Below are 19,601 nucleotides of genomic sequence, written 5' to 3'. Positions count from 1 at the left end.
CGGGCGAGCGGCGCCTGTTCATCGACATGGAGTTCCAGTGCAGTTCATCAACATCACCATCTCGGCGATCGTGGAGAATGGGACGGAAACCACCCTCATCGCGGTGTGCGCGGCGGTCATCGGCCCGCCCGTGACGAAGCGGCTTGTGAGCCTCACGAGGGAGTTCTGGGGGCCCAAAGTGACGCGGCTGCGCCGTGTAATCGCGGACCGCGTAGCGCCCGCCGAGCCCGATCAAGATCAGGTCGAAGAGGTCGTCCACCTCTCCGAGCGCGTCTAACGAGGCCACGGGGCGGGAGATCACCTTTCGAGGGCTCCCGCCCTCGCGGCGTTCATCCCGAAGTTGTGACGCTCGCCTTGTACCGCTGAACGTACGCCACGAGATCCCCTGCTGTGGTGGAGCCTGCGCCGTCGTCCGCGATGAGCTCGCGAGCCCACACCGTGCCGCCCGCCACGCTGAGTGGCTGCTCCCACCCGCCGGCCGAGGTTCGGTCGAGGAACCCCAGGCGGACTCGGTCGGCCAGCCACTCCGCCTGGTCGATCCGGGCGGCGACGATCGTCACCTGATAGGTGAGGTGAGCGTCCTCGGAGGCGTCGGAGAACGGTGCGCCGTCCACGGGGCCGCCCAGCCGGGTAGAGGACGCTGTACGGGAGCGGCGCCGGTTTGCCGTCCACCAGCGGAAGCCCTCTGACTCCGCAAGGCCGACCGGTCGCCGCGGCCAGCATGGTGCGCACGGCGGGCGTCAGGGGGCGCGGTCGATCACTCAGTGTCCCGGGTGAAGTAGGCGGCGGCTGGTCCCGGCCACCCTGGCGAAGCACCCTCACGCAACGACCCTGCGGCCTGATCTCCCTGGCGCTGGCTTCAAAATCAACCCAGGTACGACAGCCAGCAGCGGAAGTCGAACGAGGTTCAGACTCCAGGCAGTGAGGAGTTCGGGGCGATTCACCCATATGGCGATACCGCCGCGGCTGCGACCGGGGGCGCTCGCACGTGACATTCACCACTCGGAGCGTCGCTTGTCCCGGGAATTGGGCACGATCCGGCAGTAAATGGATCTATCTGCCCGCTACTGAATTCAGGTAACTGGGTTTAATTGAAGTTCAGTTACCTGTTGTGCGGTGGCTGTGATTCCAGATAGGAATAGCCCCCTCTTGATCGTTCTTGTGGGGGCTCTTCGTGCGCATCGCGCGTCCGTTCGTCGTTGTCATTGCCTTCGTCATGGCCGTGTTGGCCGGGACGGAGCAGGCCGCCCTGGCCGTGAACCAGTGGGTCACCGCCGCGAAGGGTTCTGGTGCGGGGGAGCGCCCAGGGCAGGCTTGGGGTTCGGCGCGCGGTCGCAGCCACGATGCTGCCGGGAGTGCGACCGGTGCTTCTGTCGGCGGTGGGCGCAGTGGCGCGCAGAAAGCGCCAGGCGAGTTGCCGCAGGGTGGTGGTTCGTCTCAGATAGAGCTGGGCGTTGAACCCAAGTCGCCGGCTTCGCTTCCGTCGATTGTGGTCGCTGCTCCTTCGGTTCCCGCACCGAAGGGTTTCGACTCCAAGGCGAGTACCGAAGTGGCTGGGGAGCGCGCAGAGCGTGCGCGGACGTTCCTCAACAAGGACGGCACGTACACGACTCGCTACTACAACGAGCCGGTCAACTTCCTTTCCCGTGAAGGGAAATGGAATCCTATCGACACGCAGCTGATCAAGCCTGTAGCCAGTGGCGCGCGAACGATGAGTCTCTCCGAGTCGGGTTGGCAGCCCCGATCGACACAGGATTCGGTGTACTTCGCCGAGTTTGCGGACTCGGCGACCCTGGCACGTATCGGTGTGAGCGACGCCGAGTCCATCGGCTACGGGATCGAGGGAGCTGCTCACTCGACGGGCAAGGTCGAGGGAAGCGTCATCACCTATCCCGAGGTCCGCGCGTCCTCCGATGTGGAGCTGATAGCGGGCAGCGACTCCATCAAGGAGACGCTGATTCTCAAGGACAAGACCGCTCCCACTCAGTGGCGATTCCCCCTTACCCTGAACGGCCTGACTGCGAAGCTCGACGGCTTCGGCGGTGTGGCCTTCACGGATGCCGCAGGCAAGCAGCAGGGCTGGATGCCCGCGGGCTGGATGGAGGACTCCAACCGCGCGGAGAACTCCAATGAGGGTGTCATCTCCTCCGGCGTCACCTACTCGCTGGAGGAATCGGGCGGCCGCCCGATCCTTGTCGTCTCGCTGGACGCGGAATGGCTGTCCGCCCCGGAGCGGGTCTTTCCCGTGAAGGTGGACCCGACCGTGGCGGGCGTGTCGGCCACCTCGGGCACGTTCGTCGAGTACCCGTACGACACGAACTTCGCCAGCAACACCAACATCAAGGTCGGCACGTACGACGGAGGCGGTCACAAGGCGGCCAGCTTCCTGAAGTTCGACGGGCTGGGCAGCGGCGCACTCAAGAACGGGTACGTGATCGGCGCGACCCTCTCGCTGTACAACACGTGGTCGCAGTCGTGCACGGCCCGCCCCGTGACGGTGCACCAGATCACTTCGAACTGGTCCGAGTCCAGCACCTCGACCTGGCCTGGCCCGGCGACCGGTCCCGCACTCGGTTCGAAGAGCTTTGCGCACGCCTGGCGTCCGGAGGGAACGACTACCTGGGCTTGTGCGCCGGCCTGGGACGGCATCCCTCTCGGTTCTGCAGGCCGTCAGCTGGTGGATGACTGGACGCATGGCCGCAAGCCGAACTACGGCCTCGCGGTCAAGGCCTCGACCACCGACTCGAAGAGCTGGAAGCAGTTCGGCTCGGACGACTACCCCAGCGGGGCCCCGAGCCTGGATGTGACGTGGACAAAGTACGGAGCCGCGTATCAGATGGGCGGTTTCGTCCAGCCGATGACGGCGACGTCCGAGGGCACGTTCAAGGTCACCGTCACCAACCAGGGCCAGCAGACCTGGCCCAAGGCCGGCAACTTCAAGCTGCGCTACGACCTGTACGACGGGGCAGGGAAGCTTGTGGGCGGTGACTACTGGAGCAAGATCCGCTGGACGAACATGCCCAACGATGTTCCCCCAGGCGGCTCAGCGACGGTTGACGCGAATATTGCGGCGCTGACCCCCGGGACTTACACGATCGCGTGGACGATGGATGAGGTCGGGGTCAACTCCTTCGCCTCTCAAGGCGTTCCAGCTGTGGCCATCAAGGTTGAAGCGGTGAACATCCCGCCCTACCTCACCGGCGCGGCCCCGCCGAGCGGCTCCCTCAGTGACACGCTCACTCCGCCCCTTTGGATCGCCGCGGCCGACAAGGACCGCTTTCCCAGTGCATTGACATACCAGTTCGAGGTGTGCGAGGTCGAGGGCAAGGACGCGCGGAAGAACTGCCGTCAGTCTCCGGCCACCCCGTCGCAGAGCTGGGTGGTGACCGCTGGCTGGCTGAGCTGGTCGAAGACGTACGCGTGGTACGGGTATGCGAATGACGGGCAGGCCAAGTCGGCTCAGACTCAGCCGTCGATGTTGACCACTCAGGTCCCGCAGCCTGTGATCACCTCGCATCTCGGCGGCACTGACAACGGACGCGAATTCGGCGAGCGTGCCGGCAACTACGCGACCGCCGCCACCGACGCCGCGATCCCGGTCGTGGGCCCGGAACTCGCGGTCACCCGGACGTACAACTCCCAGGACCCCCGCCAGAGCAGTGCCTTCGGCGCCGGCTGGGCGACGCGCTGGGACATGCGGGCCAAGGCCGAGACCGACGGCAACGTCATGATCACTCTCGCGAGTGGCAGCCAGGTCCGATTCGGCCGGAACAACGACGGCACCTACACCGCTCCCTCGGGCTCCATGGGCGCCCTGACCTCCGTCAGCGGTGGTGGGTGGACACTGCGCGACGCCGGCGGCGCCCTGTACACCTTCGATGCCGCGGGCCTGCTGAAGAAGGTCGCGGACGGCAACGGACGCCAGCAGCTCCTCACCTATACGGGTGGCCTTCTCACGAAGGTCACCGACGCACTCTCCAAGCGTGCCTTGACCTTCACCTGGAGTGTCGGGCGTGTCAGCACGGTCAGCACCGACGCCACCGGGCCGGGTGCTCCGGCCCTGACATGGACGTACACCTACAGCAACGGCAGGCTGACAAAGGTGTGCCCGCCGACCTCGACCACCGCGTGCACCGTGTACGAGTACACGACCAGCTCGCAGTACCGAAGCACGGTCCTGGACGCCAATCCGGTCTCCTACTGGCGGCTGAACGAAAGCGAGGGCGAAGACGCGGAGAGCGAAGCCGTCTCGCGTACGGGCCTCAACGCCGGCCGCTACCGCGACGTCGGCCTCTCCAGTCCGGGTGTTCTGACCGGCACGGGCAACAAGGCTGCCACCTTCGACGGGACCAGCTCTCACATTGAGATCCCGGAGACCACGCTGGCCTCCTCGAAGGTCCTGACCGCGGAGCTCTGGTTCAAGACCACCAAGCCCGGTGTCCTGGTCGGGTTCCAGAACGCGCGGCTCGGTGACGGTGTACCCACCCGGTTCAGCCCTGCCCTGCTCATCGACGCGGCAGGCAAGCTCCGCGGTGGCTTCGAGCTGGCTGGCGAATGGAAGGCGCCGCTCTCCTCGTCCGCGGCGGTCAGTGACGGGGCCTGGCATCACGCAGCCCTCACCAGCAGCGGGACGAGCGAGACCCTCTACCTTGACGGGCAGAGCGTCGGCTCCCGCACCGGGACCGTCGACCACAGCAATAAGAACTTCGCGTACCTCGGCGCCGGCTACTCCAGTGTCGAGTGGGACAACAACCCCGACCGGGCGGTTCGCTACTTCAGCGGAAGCATGGACGAGGCCGCCGTCTACCACCGGGCCCTGGACGCCGGCACGGTGCGCGCCCACTACGACGCACGTACCGGGACCTCCAAACTGACCAAGTCCACCCTGCCCTCGGGCCGGATCGGCGCCAAGGTCATCTACGACAGCAACACCGAGCGCGCCACCCAGGTCACCGACCAATCCGGCGGCACCTGGAAAATCTCCGCACCCCAGTACTCCGCGGGCTCTCAGGCCTACACCAACGCCGTGCAGACGACCGGCCCCGTCAACTACTGGCGCCTGGGCGACAGCAGCGGCGCGGCAGCGGCCGACGAGATATCCAGCGGCGGCAACGGTTCCTACCACGACGGGGTCACCCTCGGCCAGGTCGGTGCCTTCATGGACGGCGACGACGGCTCGGTCGCCCTGGACGGAGTCGCAGGCGCGATCGATGTGCCCGCGGAGTCCATCGGCGGCTCGAGCTCTCTTGCCATCGAGATGTGGTTCCGGACTGACAAGCCGAACGGCGTTCTCCTCTCGCTGCAAGACACCGAGCTGGGCACCACTCCCACGAAGTGGAACCCCAGTCTGCTCATTGACGCGGACGGGAAACTCCGTGGCCGGCTGTGGCGCGGCACGATGAGCGGCTCGATCATCAGTAGCACCGCTGTGACGGACAACGCCTGGCACCATGTGGCCCTCTCCGGCGGTTCCATCGGCCAGACGCTGTACCTCGACGGCACCAAGATCGGCTACATGAGCGGGGCGGTCGCGCCCGAGACCCTGGCGCAGGCTTACCTCGGTGCCGGATACTCCGGCCTGGACTGGGACGGACAGCCGGGTGCTACGCGCTACTTTTCTGGTCAGCTCGACGAGGTGGCGATCTACGACAAGAGCTTGACCGCCGCCGCCGTCGCCAACCACTACAAGGCGCGGACACGCCTGGTTGCCGGCAACGGCGATCAGTACCAGGGCGCGGTCATGGCCGACGCCCCGTCCAGCTACTGGCAGCTCGACGAGGCCGACGGCACCACCGTCACCAACAAGGTCACCGCAACCGGCGCCAACGGTGCTTACACCAAGGCGACACTGAACACCACGGGCGCGTTCGGCGTGAGCGACCGCCCGGCGGCCCAGTTCGCAGGCGACGGATACGCCGAGCTCCCCGCCGCCCGCATTCCTGAAACCGACCTTTCGGCCGAGCTCTGGTTCAAGACCACCAAGCCCGGCCCCCTGCTCAGCGACCAGAGCCATGCGCTACCCGACGCACCGGCCACCTACACGCCCGTGCTGTACGTCGGCTCCGACAACAAGCTCCACGGCCAGTACTTCACCGCCGGGGTCGCAGCCACCAACGCCTCACTGGCCACGGTGACCGACAACCAGTGGCACCACGCCGCGATCACAGCCAAGGGATCCACCCAAACCCTGTACCTCGACGGAACCCAGGTTGCCCAGGCCACCAACGTTCCGGCCCAGCACCAGGCCAACACGCGCACCTACATAGGAGCCGGCTTCACCAACTACTGGCCGGCCTCGCCCGGACCCAGCCTGAACTACTTCACCGGTCAGATCGACGAAGTCGCCGTCTACCCGACCCCCCTCACCGGCGAGCAGGTCGCCAAGCACTACAACGCCCGCACCAACGCCTCAGGGTCCTCCCTCACGGCGACCGTGACCGTCACCGACCCCGCGGGGGCCAACACCAGCAGCACCTACGACGCCGTGCGCGGCCAGCGCCGCACCGCCTCAACGAACGCCGACGGCGACGTGACGACCTACACATACGACACCGGCGGCTACCTGCACACCGTCACTGATCCCAACGGCCACGCCACCGTCACAGGCCACGACGAGCGCGGCAACACGGTATCCAGCACCACCTGCCGGGACGAGGACTCCTGCTGGACTGCGTTCGCCGACTACTACTACAACGCCGCCGACCCGCTGGATCCCCGTAACGGCAAGCAGACCGCCGCCCGCGACGCACGCTCCACCAGCGCGGCCGACAACCGCTATCGGACCACCACCACCTACACGCCGCTCGGCCTGCCGGACACCGTGACCCTCGCCGACGGCCGAACCTCCACTACGACCTACACCACGGGCAGCGAGCCCGCAGTCGGTGGCGGCACCACCCCCGCCGGCCTGGTCGCCACCAAGAAGAGCACCGGCGACATGACCGTCTCCTACGCGTACTTCGCCAACGGTGACCTGGCCAAGTCGACGGCCCCCTCCGGCCTCGCCACCACCTACACCTACGACGGTCTCGGCCGGAAACTGACCGAGGCCCAGACCTCCACCGCGACTCCGACCGGGGTGACGACGACCTACACCTACAACGCCATGTCCCGAGTCGCATCCGAGACCGGTCCCGGTGTCAAGAACGAGATCACCGGAACCACCCACACCGCCAAGGTCAACCGGACCTACGACGAAGACGGTCTGCTGCTGACCGAGTCCACCCAGGACACGACGGGCGGCGACCCCACGCGAACGACCACCTACCGGTACAACGCCCAAGGCCTCAACGAGAGCGTGACCGACGCGGCCGGCAACGAGACTGCCTTCACCCACGACTCCATGGGCCGAGTCACCCAGGAAACGGACGCGGCGGGCAACGTCGTCACCCACGCCTTCACCAAGCGCGGCAACCTCGCCGAGTCGGTCCTGAAGAACTGGACCGGCGACCCGTCCGGCCAGACCCACGACCTCGTCCTGGTCTCCCACGCCTACGACCCGGCAGGCCGCCTCGCCTCGACGACCGACGCGATGGGCGCCACCACCGCCTTCACGTACTTCGACGACGGGCTGAGAGCCACGACCACGGCGAAGAGCGTCACCATGTCCGATGCCACCACGCACGACATCGTCCTCGAATCCAACGAGTACGACGGCGCGGGCAACCTCACAAGCCAGACGACCGGCAACGGCCGCGCGACGGTAACGAGCACCGTGGACGCCACCGGACGCACCACACGCACCGCATTCGACCCCAACGGCCTCAACCGGGTCACGACCCTGTCCTACGACGACGACGACCGGGTCACCAAGTCGACGCAGACCATCGACGCCACCGGCAAGAAGCTGACCACCACCACCGAGTACGACACGGCGGGCAACCCCAAGAAGGCGACCGTCACCGACGGCACCACGACCCGCACCAGCTCCGCCACCTTCGACCCGCGGGGCCTGCCCCTCACCGAGGTCAGCCCGCGGGGGAACACCACCACCAGCCGCTACGACGCCCTCGGCCGCCTGGTCGAGCAGACCGCCCCTCAGGTACAGACCGAGGAGAACGGGGCCGCGGCAACCGCCACCACGCCCAAGACGCTCACCGGCTACAACACCTTCGCCGAGGCCACCGACGCACGGGACGCCCGCGGCCAGGTGACCCGCACGGAGACCGACAACCTGGGCCGCCCCACAGCCGTCACCCTGCCCGACTACACCCCGCCCGGCGGCACCACGATCACCGCCACCGCACGCACGGCCTACGACCAGCTCGGCCGCCCCACGTCGCAAACCGACCCACTGGGCCGCGCGACGTACTTCACCTACGACCAGCTCGGCAACCTGGCCAGCAAGACCGACCCAGCCCTCGGAGCTGAGGGAACGACCCTGAAGGCCCCGGGCACCACCACCTTCAACGGCGCTGCCACAACCCTGTCCGGCGGTGGCGTCAGCACCTACACCTGGACACCGACCGGCCTTCCCCTGTCAGCCACCGACCAGACCGGCGCCCGCACCCAGGCCACCTACGACGAACTCGGCCGCAAGCTGACCGCGACCACCATCGAACGCAAGCCCACCCTCAAGAACCTGGTGTCCCGCTACGCATGGGACGACGCCAGCAACCTGAGACTGATCAGAACCCCCGGCCAAGGCCTCAGCCGGGCCACCCACAACGCGGCCGGCGAGATCCTGACCACCACCGACCCGCTCGGCGGCATCACCACGCTGGACTACGACGGCCTCGGCCGCACGACCGACACCACCGACGCCACCGGCCGCAAGACGACCACCACCTACGACGCGCTGGGCAACCCCACCACCGTCACCGACTTCGGCACGGGCACCACCGCACTCCGTACGGTCTCCTCCGAGTACGACGCCGACGGCAACGTGACGGCATCCACCTCGGCCACCGGCTCACGCCGCACGTACACGTACGACGCACTCGGCCGGATGACCAAGCAGATCGAACCGGTCACGGCCACCGACGCCATCACGACGACCTTCGGCTACGACGCGGCGGGCAACCGCACCCGCCTGACCGACGGCCGCGGCAAGGCGACGTACTACACCTTCACTCCGTGGGGCCTGCCCGAGTCCACCATCGAACCGGCCACCGCCGAGCACTCGACCGCTTCGTCCCGCACCTGGACCACCACCTACGATGCCGCCGGCCAGCCGGTCGCTGAACTCCTCCCCGGAGGAGTCAAGCGTCAGCGCACCTACGACGCCCTCGGCCGCCTCACAGCCGAGACCGGCAGCGGCACGGCTGCGGCCACCCGCCCTCGAACACTCACCTACGACCTGGCCGACCGCATGACCGGCTCCGGCGGCGACGGTGTCCTGTCCGGCAACACCTACACCTACAACGACCGCGGCCAGCTCCTGAAAGCCGACGGCCCCTCAGGTAAATCCGCCTACGTCTACGACGCGGACGGCAACATGACAGCCCGCACCGACGCCGCAGGAACAACAGCGTTCACCTACGACCTGGGCGGCCGCCTCCAAACCGCCACCGATCCCCTCACCGGCACCCAGGTACGGAGCGCCTACGACGCGGCCGGCCGGCCCACACAGGACCAGTACGCCCGCCCCGGCACGGACGGCACGTACACGACCAGCGCAAACCGCACCTTCATCTACGACAGTCTCGGCCGCCTCACCAAGGACGCCGTAACCCGCACCACAGGCACCGCAGTCCAGGGCCAGGCCTACGACTACGACCTCGCCGACCAGCTCGTGAAGAAGACGACCACCGGCACCGCAGGCGCGGCCACCAACACCTACACCTACGACCTCGCCGACCGCATGACGTCCTGGAACGACGGCACCACCAACACGCCCTACGAGTGGGACAAGGCCGGCAACCTCACCAAGCGCGGCACCCTCACAGGCACATACGACTCACGCAACCGCCTGGAAACCTGGGGCACCGAAAGCTACGACTACAGCGCCCGCGGCACAGAGCAGACCATCACCGACTCCACAGACGCCAACGCCACACGGCAAATCAAGTCCGACGCCTTCGAACGCACCATCACCAACGGCACCAGCACCTTCACCTACGACAGCCTCGACCGCGTCCTCACCCACAACACCAGCGCGTTCACCTACGACGGCGGGTCCAACAGCCTGGTCACCGACGCCACCACCACCTACAGCCGTATGCCTGGCGGCTCAGTCCTCTCCACCGCGACGACCAGCCAGACCGGCACCGCACGCCTCGCCGTCACCGACCAGCACAGCGACCTCGTCGCCAGCCTCAACCCAGACGGCACCACCCTCGCCGGCTCCCGTAGCTACGACCCCTTCGGCACAACCACCGCCACCAGCGGCACCAACCCCACCGTCGGCTACCAGTCCGGCTGGACCGACCCCACCAGCGGCGAAGTCAATATGGCCGCCCGCTGGTATCAGCCCAGCATCGGCAGCTTCACCAGCCGCGACACCTGGCAACTCGACCCGAACCCCTCCGTCCAGGCCAACCGCTACGCCTACGCGAACGCAAGCCCGCTCAATGGGACTGACCCCACCGGACACTTCCTCGACCCCGGCATAAGTCGTTGGGCAACGCCACCACGTGTCGCCCCCAGCCTCGCTCCTCCTAGGCCTTCGACGCCGACGGGCTCAGGATTCAGCTGGGGAGGATTTGGCTTCCGGGTGGCTGGCAGGGTGGGCGGCGTAATTGGTGCCGTCATTGGGATTGTTGGCAATCCCACGCCCACGTACACCACCTCCTGTGAAAATTCGCCGCTGGGCTGCGCCTACCTCAACCCCGACAATTTCCCCCGACTCGGCGGCCACTGCAACCACTGGCTGTGCGGCAATGGCTCAGCACCGGCCGGCACCTCGACGCCGTCGCAGATCGGAACAACGCCGAGCGGGTCTCCAGGCGGCCGTTGGGGAGGCCCAGGTCGAGGAGCTGGCGGTGGAGGCTGCTACAGCGGATGCCGCCCGCCCGCACCGCCGATCGACCAGAACCCCAACAACGGAGAGCACCCCGTCCCAGCGCCGAAACATACTGCCTCAGTCGACGATGCCGCGATCCGCATTGCACGGTGGACCCTTGAAGACGGCTGGGAGGCAAGGTACGACGCTGACGACATTCTGGCTATGACCGCTTCCGGTTTTGCCCCCGATCAGGCTGCTGAGCCACTTGATGGTTACAGCCCTGTGCCCGGCATGGGGGGTGCCGGAGGTCAGACAGGAAGGGATTGGTGTAACACTGGACCGGGCTGGGACGGAACTAAGGTCTATCTTCCGCTCAAGCGACATGCTGGCGTGTGTGTAGCGTCAGGCGCTTACGCGGATCTTACGCAGAAGGATTACACTCCCCCGCCGCGGCCTGGGCTGGGGTTTCCCCTGGCTGGACTTAATGATTTGCCGCTAGACAACCGCTCGCGCGGGCATCTCATAGGATTTGCAATGGGTGGGTCGAATAAGGATCGACGAAATTTTGTCCCGCTGTATCAAACGGCCAATCAGGCAATGTATGACCACGCGGAAGATCCGGTTGTTCAGTCCATCAAAAGTGGAGGGCATCAGTTCGTGCATGTGGAACCTGTTTATGGTGACCCTAAGTCGCCGATTCCAACTAGGGTGAGGTTTGAATCGAGCGGTACGGTTGATGTTCGATGCGAGTTCGACAATAACGTTGCGGCGACCTATGAGTGCTGGTGAGAAAGGCTATTGCGTGAGTGGTGAATTTGATCGACTCTTGGAGATCTTGGGTCCCCCATTGAGGCGAGGGGGAGGTGGTTTGGCGCTAGTTGAGGAAGCCTGGCAGGTGTCTCTACCTGCCGAATTTCACAGGGTTAGCGCGGCCTACGGTGACGCCATGATCGACGGCTATCTGTTCATTTACGGCCCGCAAGTGGTTCAGGAGAAGGGGGAGTGGATGCGTGACTATGTGAGACGGGGCGAGTCTCGACTGATTACTAACCCTGTCCTTCCTGATTCTGGGGGCATGCTCATGTGGGGCCACACGGTTGACGGGGACCGCCTATTTTTGGTGCCTCGAGGTGAGGGTGCTCCATGGACGGTGTCGGCCTTTCGTCGGAATTGGGGTGACTGGCATGAAACCGACTCACCCTTGGAGGAGTGGCTTGCGAGTTCCTTCAGTGGGGAGATTGAAACGGACTGGCTTCCACAGTGGCCGCAGCGGCATACCTTTGAGACTCTCGGCGGATAACCTCGAAGGTCTGCCTAGCTTCGATCTCTTCGCGATGCCCCGTCTGTCGGCTAGGCGGGGCATGGGTCCGGTTGGCTTTACCTTGACTGCAGTGGACGGCTCACCCGCAGGGAGCGACTGGATAATTGGGCGCGCGGCATCGCGGGTCCAGTCGTGAAGGCTATCTGGGATGCGCGCTTTCGGTGTGTCCTCCTTGGTCCAGCCTGTCTTGATTGATCCCTCAGTAAAGTGCTCCGGTTTGTTTGGAGCCGCTCAGGGTCGTTGTGCTAAGCGTGTATCGCTGCATGTATGTCACAACATCACCTGGGGCTGGCTCGCCGCTCTCGTCCGCGATGAGGGCACGCGCCCAGACGTCCACCCCATCGACGGTAACCTGGTGCTCCCAGTCTCCTGCCGCCGTGCGCCGAAGGAGGACGCCGCGTATCCGGTCGGCCAACCACTCGGCCTGGTCGAAGCGCGCTGCGACGATTGTTACCTGGTAAGTGAGGTGTGCGTCTTCGGAAGCGTCGGAGAATGGCGCCCCATCGACGTATCCGCTTAGGGGGTAGAGGATGCTGTACGGGAGTGGCGCCGGTTTGCCGCCCACTAGCGGAAGCCCCCCGACTCCGCAGGGCCGACCGGTTGCCGCGGCCAGCATCGTGCGGACGGCGGTCGTCAGCGGGGCGCGGTCGATCACTCGGTGTCCCGGGTGAAGTAGGCGGCGGCCGGTCCCTCGATGCTGAGGACTCCGTACCGGCACAGCCCGAGCGCGTCCCACTCGCTGAGGCCCGGGGTGGTGATGACCGACAGGGAGCGTTCGCCGTCCACGTCCAGGACCTCGGCAACGACGATGGCGCGGGACAGGATGCCCCGCTCGTGTCCGCCCAGGACCTCGGTCAGTACCGTCTCCACGTCGGTGGCCAGATCGGTCACAGGGCACGCTCCACCGCAGCACCCAGGATTCGGGCGACGACCGGCCCGGATGCTTCGACAGCAGGTCCGACGTGGGGGAACGGGGGCTGTGCGTACCGGCGGCCGAGGCTGTCCGTCCCGACGAACCCGTACTCCAGCCTCCGGGCCTGCGGGGCATTCGAGCCGATCTGCGCGACGAACACTGTGCCGGCCGCAGTCACCTCGGACTGCCACGAAGCCCTGTACCGGCCGGTGATCACCCTCGGGCCCGGACGGCCGGACGCGCGCTGCCGGATCGACGCCACCAGCAGCGCCGCACTGACCCGGGCCGCGGTCTCCGACTCCGACCGCAGAGCCAGCCCCTTCTGATCGAAGAGGGTCGCGAGCGCCGCCGGATGGTTGAACGAACCCTTCCCCCGACTCACTGGGCGCTCCGGTTGCGCTGCTCCAGCCACACGGTCCGCAGCACCGGGAACGACGACACCTCGCCCAGCGTGGTCACCTCGTACGTACGGCCCTCGGCCTGCCGGTCACGAGCCTCGACCACCAGCACCACATCGTGGTCCTCCAGCTCCGGCGCCGACAGCGGCAGCAGCAGCTTGTACCCGGCCCGGATCTCCTCCACCCACGCCCCGTCCCGGCCCCGGCTACGGATCTTCTCCTGCTGCGGATACAGCCCGGCGTCCCCGTCGTAGACCACCAGCGGCGGCCCGTCGATCAGCTGCCCGGTCTCCGGATCTAGGACCTGCTCACCAACATCACGCGTCACCTTCACCGTGTCCGGCATCAAGTGCCGCTCCGCGAAGCGAGCAACCCCAGCCTGGTCAAGCACTGAGGGCCCACTCCCTGAGCTGCGCCAGCAGCCCGCGGGTCAGCTCACCCGGCCGGCCGTCAAGGTCATCGCGGTTCAGCACGGCCTCGTCGAGCTTCTGGGAGTCCACGGCGTCGAGGAATCCGATCACGACGTGCCTCAGGTCGGACGGCTCGGCCATCACCTCTGCGAGCCCGTCGAAGCCGAACCCCTGCCACTCCGTGTTGACGTACAGGGTGACCTCCGGGGCTTCGCCCGGGGCCTGCATGACCCTGTAGACCTCGACGGCGGCGGAAACGTCCTGGCCGTCGAGCTCGATCACCGGAGGCTCATCGTGGGGCGCGGCGATCCGAATGCGACGGGGCTGATCAAACTTGCTCATGCTCTGGACAGTAGGTGCGCGAACAGCACGCCCTGCGGCCCGCTCATTCGACCTGCCTATGGCATGGACCTGATGTCATCGGGTTGGATACCGGCATGGTCGATCCTGTTTCCGCTGCGGCTGCGGCTGCCGCCCGCACGGCCGTCAGTTCCGTCTCCCGCAAGCTGCTGACGCGCACAGCTCCACGACTGGGAGGACGAGATGAGCGGCGGACCGTGTACGGCCGATTCCAACACGCACTCGCAGAGGGCGTCTCGTTTGCTCAGTACCTGCGGATTGAGCGCCAATTCGGCCCCCAGCTCATGGCGCAGAGGACCAGGCGAGAGCTCGCCATGATGGTGCACGAACGGCAGACCGAACTGCTTCAGGCATACCTGGAGATGCGGTTGGTGGGTAACGCCGAGCCTGTCGCCGCCGCCGACGACGTCATGGACAAGACATCCGCGGTGCTGGACAAGGTCAGCTCAAGCGACGAGGAATTTCAGGCGGCAATCGCTGAGGCCATGGCCATGCAGCGCGACTTCACCGACGTGTGCCGGGCAGACCTCTGGTACCTGCCGCAGTGGTGGCAGCTGTACCGAGGGGCCTGGTGGAAGTCACGCGTGAAGTGGCTGCGTCGGCGTTGAGACACCGCTCTCCGGGACCGTCTCGTTCGGTGCCGTAGCGTGAAGCGCGTCCATTAACCAAAGCTGGCTGCTGTGCTTATCGGACCCGAGTGCCCCGTCCTCTCCAGGGAGAACGGGGCACAGTCGTATCCCCGTCGCGTCCTGGCGTTGTCCGGATTCTCTTCTGCCCGTTTCGGGCCACCTGGGGTAGAAGTTCTAGGTACGCGGTTCCGCGCGTACGGAGAGGCGTTCTACGACCCGGGAGAGCACGTGCACCACCCTCGCCCCGCGTACTCGTTACGCGCGGAGAAGGCGTTCAAGGCCCTGCTGGCAGATTCTGGCGCGCAGCTCCTGGAAGCCGCCTGGCTGGGAAACTCGACCCCTCACGCCGTGCGTTGCGCCGCCGGTCATCTCGTGACCCCTCGCCCTGCCAACCTTCAGCAAGGGCAAGGGATCTGCCGGGTCTGTGCCCGACGATGCGCAGAGGTCGCAGAGGCAGCCTTCCGGGAAAGGCTCGCTGCGGCCGGCGCCACCCTTCTGGAGTCGGGGTGGCGGGGTGTCCATGCCCCGCACCGCATCCGCTGCATCGCGGGCCACGAATCCACGCGCCGGCCATCTGCGGTGCGACGCTCGGGCTGGATTTGCCGATCCTGCACACGCAGGGCGGCCTGACCGTTTTCTCTTCTGCCCGTTAGCGAAGCAGCGAGCGGCGAATATCCCGGAGCCTGCGGTCGAGACGCTGGCTACGCTCTGCCCATGAGCCACCCTGATCTCGCCTACGCCTGGCTTCCTGATCACCAACTTCACGTCACCCACACCCTGGCCCACGTGGACCACACCATCGACCAGACCATCCGCCTCATACACACGTACTCTGAGCAAGGCCCGCTCACCTTGGGAGAAGTCGCGGAGGGCGATCGGTCTCACATGGTGGTCAAGGCGATCGCACCTCTGCCTGCCGCTATCCCTCGTCTGGTGGCCGACGCTCTAACACAGCTTCGTGCCGCGTTGGAGCACACCCTGTACGCCGAAGTCGAGTTCCTTCTCGGCAGGCCGTTGACCAGGGAGGAGGCGCCGCGGATCGAGGTCCCTGCCACTGCGACTGAGCGCGATTTCGATCAGTGGCTGAGAGGGCGGCGGCGGGCAGACATCCCCCCGCTGGTGGCCGGACAGCCGTTGGTTGAACGTCTCCGCCTATTGCAGCCATTCCAGCAGACGGACGTCGATGATCACCCGCTCAGGGTCCTGGCTATGCACACCAACTTGGCCAAGCACCGTATGCCAGCCCTCGCCGCCACGCGTGTCGGAGCCGTGTACCCGGACACGCCGGACCAAAGCGTCGAAGTGGCGATTGCTCCGGATCCGGGTGCGGGCCGCAGTATCGCCTTGACACAAGGCAGCGTCCTGGCCACCGTTCCTCGAGGGGAGCGGATCTTCCTGAACGTGTTCCCCACGGTTGCGCTGCAGCGCCCGCACACCGATGCCTGGGTCGTAGCCGCCGCCGAGCTGGGGGCTTTGGAGAAGTGGGTGCGCACCGCGGCCATCCCGATCTTGGTCACCGGGGCGGCTGACGTGCCGAATTTGCCTCCGCAGCTGGACATCACAACGGGCCACGACGACGCCCGCCAGGCCCTGCTCGGCGCAGGAACCATCCCAGCAGCCGACCGCGCGACCGTCAGAATCAGCGCCGCAGTCTCGCGCGCGAGCCTTGTTGACCTTCTCGCGCCGCTACCGGACAGCCCGGGGCGAGATGCGCTGCACGCCTGGATCGCTTCCCTGGACGATTCCAAAGTGCTTGAGCGCATGCACCGTCTCGCTGGCGGCCAGGTGGTTGCCCTTGTCGGGATCCTGGCCGAGGCACACCAGTTTGCGGTGGACCATCGCTTCGACAACCCCTCTACGGCCGGTGGCCACTGAACACGCGGAACGACACGGGAGCCTCGCCCTCGTAGTCCAGGGTCAGGACCTCGTCGACGACCAGCCCGGCATCCGTGAGGAGCCCAACCCACACCGGGGAGTCCAGCACGTACATGTCCGTCGGGATTTCCACGCCGCCCGCAAGCCGAATCAGCTCCCGCCGAGCAACAACCTCACTCGCCGGCCCTTGGCCGGTGACGCTGGTGTGCAGAGCCGAGAACACCAACCGCCCCCGGCGACGAAGACCTTGGACAACGGCAGGAACGATCCGAGCTGGTTCCGCAAACGGGAAGACGCTGACCGCATAGATCAAGTCGTAGGGCTCGGCACGGGCCAGATGCTCCACCGCGTCGCCGTGCAGCAGGTTCAGCCCGGCCATGTCCGGGTAGCGATGGCGGGCCCGCTGGTACTGAGTGGCCGAAGCGTCGATCGCGTCCACCACGGCGCTGTGGTCCCGCACAAGATGCGCCGCGTGCCTGCCTACACCGCTCCCGAGGTCCAAGATGCGGACCCCGGTGACAGGACCCAGCAACTCGGACCCGGGCCCGGTGCCCCAGCCCGCCCAGTCGATCCGATCGACCTCGGGCAGTGCGGTCTGCCGCTCAAGGTGATGGCGGCCGTACTCCTGCCAGGCAGCGTGGTTCACATCGTTAGTGGCCATCCAAGAGCCCCTCACTCCCATGCGGTCGCCGTGACGATACGGCGCCAGCACCCGGCGAGGGGGCGAAACGCGGATCGTTCACCGTCGTTGGCGGGGAACCAACGGTATGCCGGTGACGACCTCGAGCATGCTCTCAACCACGTCGTCCGGTGCGGCTTGTCCGGTGAGTTGGGCGAGCCGCCGTTCGAGGGCAGCCACGTTGCCGGACTGGTCGATCGTGGCGATGCCGTTGACGCTGACGCGAAGGGGGTCGGCCAGCAGGGAGCTGATCCGCTCGGTCAGAACCTCCTGCGCGACGGCACGAGCCGAGTGCCAGCGTTCGTATCGCTGCGCGAGGTCGCTCGGGTCGGTGTCGGGCCCGAGCTGGGCCAGGAGCCAGCGCAGTACCTCGGTGTCCATGCGGTCCTTCCACATACGGGGCCGGAGAGGAGCGGACTGCTCCTCCCCGGCCGGGTGCTACACCGTCTTGCGGGTGGTCTTCGGTGGCGCCGGTTCGGTCTCCCAGCACGCAGGGTTGGTGATCTGTTCGGCGACGGCGGGGTCCGTGACCTCCGTGCCCGGAGTCAGGACGATCGGCACGCGCTCGACGGGGTCGAGGACGTGGACCGTGGCAGCGAGGACGCCCATGGCCTTCACAGCGGCGCTCACAGGACCGTCGCCGTGATGTGGCAGTCCGGAGCCGCGAGGACCGGCATGGCGACCGCGGCGCCCTTGGTCCAGATCTGCACAGGGTCGTCCTGCGCACCGCGGGTGATGATGATGCCCGGGGCCTCCTCCCGTTCGATCTGCGAGCCGGTGCCGCGGGACAGGGCCAGGGACTCGGCGGTCGTGCCGTACTGGGTCTGTCCCCACTTGGCCCGATCCGGCGGAAGCAGAATCCACTTGTCCTCGGGCAGCACGCGCTTGGACACGTCGTCCTGCCAGACCTGAGCCTTGTAGAGGGTGATCGGCGGCAGCCCGTACGTACCGCGCACGCTGTTGACCTGCTCGGGGGTCAGGACCGACGTCGGGGTCTGCGCGCCGGACGGGGTGCCGTGGTACGCGGCCCGGTAGGAGCCGTTCCCCGCGAGGTGCGACCACGCCCTTCGGGAAGTGAGGACCATCTCCGGGGCCGGGGCGCCGATCGAGTCGAGGTAGTCGATCCAGCGAAGCTCATCCGCGAGCGGGTCGGACGTCGGATCGGACCACGGCTTGGGTGCGGTCGGCATGTTCGCCGCCGGTACGCCGTAGTCGACTTCGACGGTCAGACCGTTCTCGCCGGCGAGGGAAAACTTGCCGTCGAGGAGCACATCACCGGCGGCCAGCTCCAGGCGCGAGCGGATTGCTTCGACGTGTCGTTCGACATCGTCGTAGAGCAGCTCGACAAGCCGGTCTTCGTCGGCGCCGCGCGCGGCATCCAGGAGGAGCTGTTCCATCTCGCCCACCAGGAGCTTCTGGCCGAGCGCGGGCAGGGTGCCCTCGGTCTGCGTGGCTTCCGCCTGGCGCTTCGCGAACGGGACGCTCGTGTCGTACGCCCGGTAGGAGGCGGTGTTGACGCGGCGCTTGGAGTTCCGGATCCGCCACTTCACGTCCTGGACCTGCGTCTCCGCGAACACGGTCTGCGTCAGGAGGAAGTCGCCCGGGTTGGGGATCGAGCGCGCGTACACGGTGAGGTCCGCGACGGACACGCCCTTGAGGAGGTCGCTGATGCTCATCAGCTCACCGCCAGGAAGCGGATCTGAGCGCCCGCCGGGTTCGCGGCGATCTTCGACGGATCAATGCCGCCGGGGATCTTCGCCGTCTTCACCGTGCCGTGCCAGAGCAGGGCCGCCGGGACCTTCACGGTGCCCGGGGTGAACACGGCCTCCGCATAGACGAGGCCGGCGAGGACCTGGCGGCCGTCGGTGGCCGCAGGATCGTAGGCGCCGTACAGGCCAGATGCGGTGATCCGGCCGACAGGCACACCGGACCGCACGAAGCCATGCGGGGCCGTGGCGGTGGGCTCGGAGTAGTGGGTGCTCTTGGTGAGCTTGGCCAGGTCGAGGGTGATCGTCTCGGTGGAGTCGGTGCCGTGACGGGAGGCAAGCCAGTCCCGGTCAGCGGTCACGGTCACAGAGGTCGTGTACGGCTGTATCAAGCCGCTGTCTCCTGTAGTGCTGGAGGTGACACG

General features: G+C 66.8%; 14 protein-coding genes. 4 read left to right on the top strand and 10 right to left on the bottom strand.

Annotated elements, in window-relative coordinates; translation table 11 throughout:
* The first annotated feature begins 37 nt into the window (after nucleotides 1-37).
* The gene (locus OG730_RS04810; RefSeq protein ID WP_327302987.1) at nucleotides 38-277 is read left to right on the top strand and encodes a hypothetical protein; all 240 of its coding nucleotides are present in this window, start codon (nucleotides 38-40) and stop codon (nucleotides 275-277) included.
* A gap of 52 nt (nucleotides 278-329) precedes the next feature.
* Here the strand turns inward: OG730_RS04810 and OG730_RS04805 are convergent, their stop codons facing one another.
* Nucleotides 330-614: a hypothetical protein gene (locus OG730_RS04805; RefSeq protein WP_327302986.1), complete on the bottom strand. Its 285-nt coding sequence runs from the start codon at nucleotides 612-614 to the stop codon at nucleotides 330-332.
* A gap of 1,193 nt (nucleotides 615-1,807) precedes the next feature.
* Here OG730_RS04805 and OG730_RS04800 point away from each other — a divergent pair.
* A complete protein-coding gene (locus OG730_RS04800; protein WP_327302985.1) occupies nucleotides 1,808-11,674 on the top strand; it encodes a LamG-like jellyroll fold domain-containing protein in 9,867 nt (3,288 codons plus the stop codon).
* A gap of 1,183 nt (nucleotides 11,675-12,857) precedes the next feature.
* Here OG730_RS04800 and OG730_RS04795 read toward each other — a convergent pair.
* The 4 genes from OG730_RS04795 to OG730_RS04780 form a co-directional block, all read right to left on the bottom strand.
* On the bottom strand, nucleotides 12,858-13,097 hold the full coding sequence (locus tag OG730_RS04795) for a hypothetical protein (protein ID WP_254387884.1): 240 nt from the start codon (nucleotides 13,095-13,097) through the stop codon (nucleotides 12,858-12,860).
* A complete protein-coding gene (locus OG730_RS44220) occupies nucleotides 13,094-13,381 on the bottom strand; it encodes a hypothetical protein (protein ID WP_442815172.1) in 288 nt (95 codons plus the stop codon). The genes OG730_RS04795 and OG730_RS44220 overlap by 4 nt, the downstream gene beginning before the upstream one ends.
* Nucleotides 13,382-13,497: 116 nt before the next feature.
* Entirely contained in the window at nucleotides 13,498-13,908 is a 411-nt protein-coding gene (locus OG730_RS04785) for a DUF6093 family protein (protein ID WP_327302983.1), read from the bottom strand.
* Nucleotides 13,901-14,269, bottom strand: a complete 369-nt coding sequence (locus tag OG730_RS04780) for a hypothetical protein (RefSeq protein ID WP_327302982.1) — start codon at nucleotides 14,267-14,269, stop codon at nucleotides 13,901-13,903. The genes OG730_RS04785 and OG730_RS04780 overlap by 8 nt, the downstream gene beginning before the upstream one ends.
* Before the next feature lie 14 nt (nucleotides 14,270-14,283).
* Between OG730_RS04780 and OG730_RS04775 the strand changes: the two genes are divergently transcribed.
* Entirely contained in the window at nucleotides 14,284-14,895 is a 612-nt protein-coding gene (locus tag OG730_RS04775; RefSeq protein ID WP_327302981.1) for a hypothetical protein, read from the top strand.
* Nucleotides 14,896-15,630: 735 nt separating this feature from the next.
* Nucleotides 15,631-16,791, top strand: a complete 1,161-nt coding sequence (locus tag OG730_RS04770; RefSeq protein ID WP_327302980.1) for a hypothetical protein — start codon at nucleotides 15,631-15,633, stop codon at nucleotides 16,789-16,791.
* Here OG730_RS04770 and OG730_RS04765 read toward each other — a convergent pair.
* The 5 genes from OG730_RS04765 to OG730_RS04745 form a co-directional block, all read right to left on the bottom strand.
* Nucleotides 16,772-17,452: a class I SAM-dependent methyltransferase gene (locus OG730_RS04765; protein WP_327302979.1), complete on the bottom strand. Its 681-nt coding sequence runs from the start codon at nucleotides 17,450-17,452 to the stop codon at nucleotides 16,772-16,774. The genes OG730_RS04770 and OG730_RS04765 overlap by 20 nt on opposite strands.
* 78 nt (nucleotides 17,453-17,530) lie before the next feature.
* Nucleotides 17,531-17,851 carry a hypothetical protein gene (locus OG730_RS04760; RefSeq protein WP_327302978.1) on the bottom strand — a complete coding sequence of 107 codons (321 nt, stop codon included), beginning with the start codon at nucleotides 17,849-17,851 and terminating at the stop codon, nucleotides 17,531-17,533.
* Between the two features lie 57 nt (nucleotides 17,852-17,908).
* The gene (locus OG730_RS04755; RefSeq protein WP_327302977.1) at nucleotides 17,909-18,100 is read right to left on the bottom strand and encodes a hypothetical protein; all 192 of its coding nucleotides are present in this window, start codon (nucleotides 18,098-18,100) and stop codon (nucleotides 17,909-17,911) included.
* Entirely contained in the window at nucleotides 18,097-19,146 is a 1,050-nt protein-coding gene (locus OG730_RS04750; RefSeq protein ID WP_327302976.1) for a major capsid protein, read from the bottom strand. Before OG730_RS04750 ends, OG730_RS04755 begins: the two co-directional genes overlap by 4 nt.
* Nucleotides 19,146-19,544, bottom strand: a complete 399-nt coding sequence (locus tag OG730_RS04745) for a head decoration protein (protein ID WP_327302975.1) — start codon at nucleotides 19,542-19,544, stop codon at nucleotides 19,146-19,148. The genes OG730_RS04750 and OG730_RS04745 overlap by 1 nt, the downstream gene beginning before the upstream one ends.
* Nucleotides 19,545-19,601 lie beyond the last annotated feature (57 nt).

This window comes from Streptomyces sp. NBC_01298, assembly GCF_035978755.1.
In the GTDB taxonomy this organism is placed as follows: domain Bacteria; phylum Actinomycetota; class Actinomycetes; order Streptomycetales; family Streptomycetaceae; genus Streptomyces.
This window is presented reverse-complemented; position numbering and strand designations above follow the sequence as displayed.

Bases quoted from the DNA above. Each gene is read 5' to 3' on its own strand.
- OG730_RS04750 (WP_327302976.1), bottom strand. From the start codon at position 19,146: ATGAGCATCAGCGACCTCCTCAAGGGCGTGTCCGTCGCGGACCTCACC.
- OG730_RS04770 (WP_327302980.1), top strand. From the start codon at position 15,631: ATGAGCCACCCTGATCTCGCCTACGCCTGGCTTCCTGATCACCAACTT.
- OG730_RS04765 (WP_327302979.1), bottom strand. From the start codon at position 17,452: ATGGCCACTAACGATGTGAACCACGCTGCCTGGCAGGAGTACGGCCGC.
- OG730_RS04780 (WP_327302982.1), bottom strand. From the start codon at position 14,269: ATGAGCAAGTTTGATCAGCCCCGTCGCATTCGGATCGCCGCGCCCCAC.
- OG730_RS04760 (WP_327302978.1), bottom strand. From the start codon at position 17,851: ATGGACACCGAGGTACTGCGCTGGCTCCTGGCCCAGCTCGGGCCCGAC.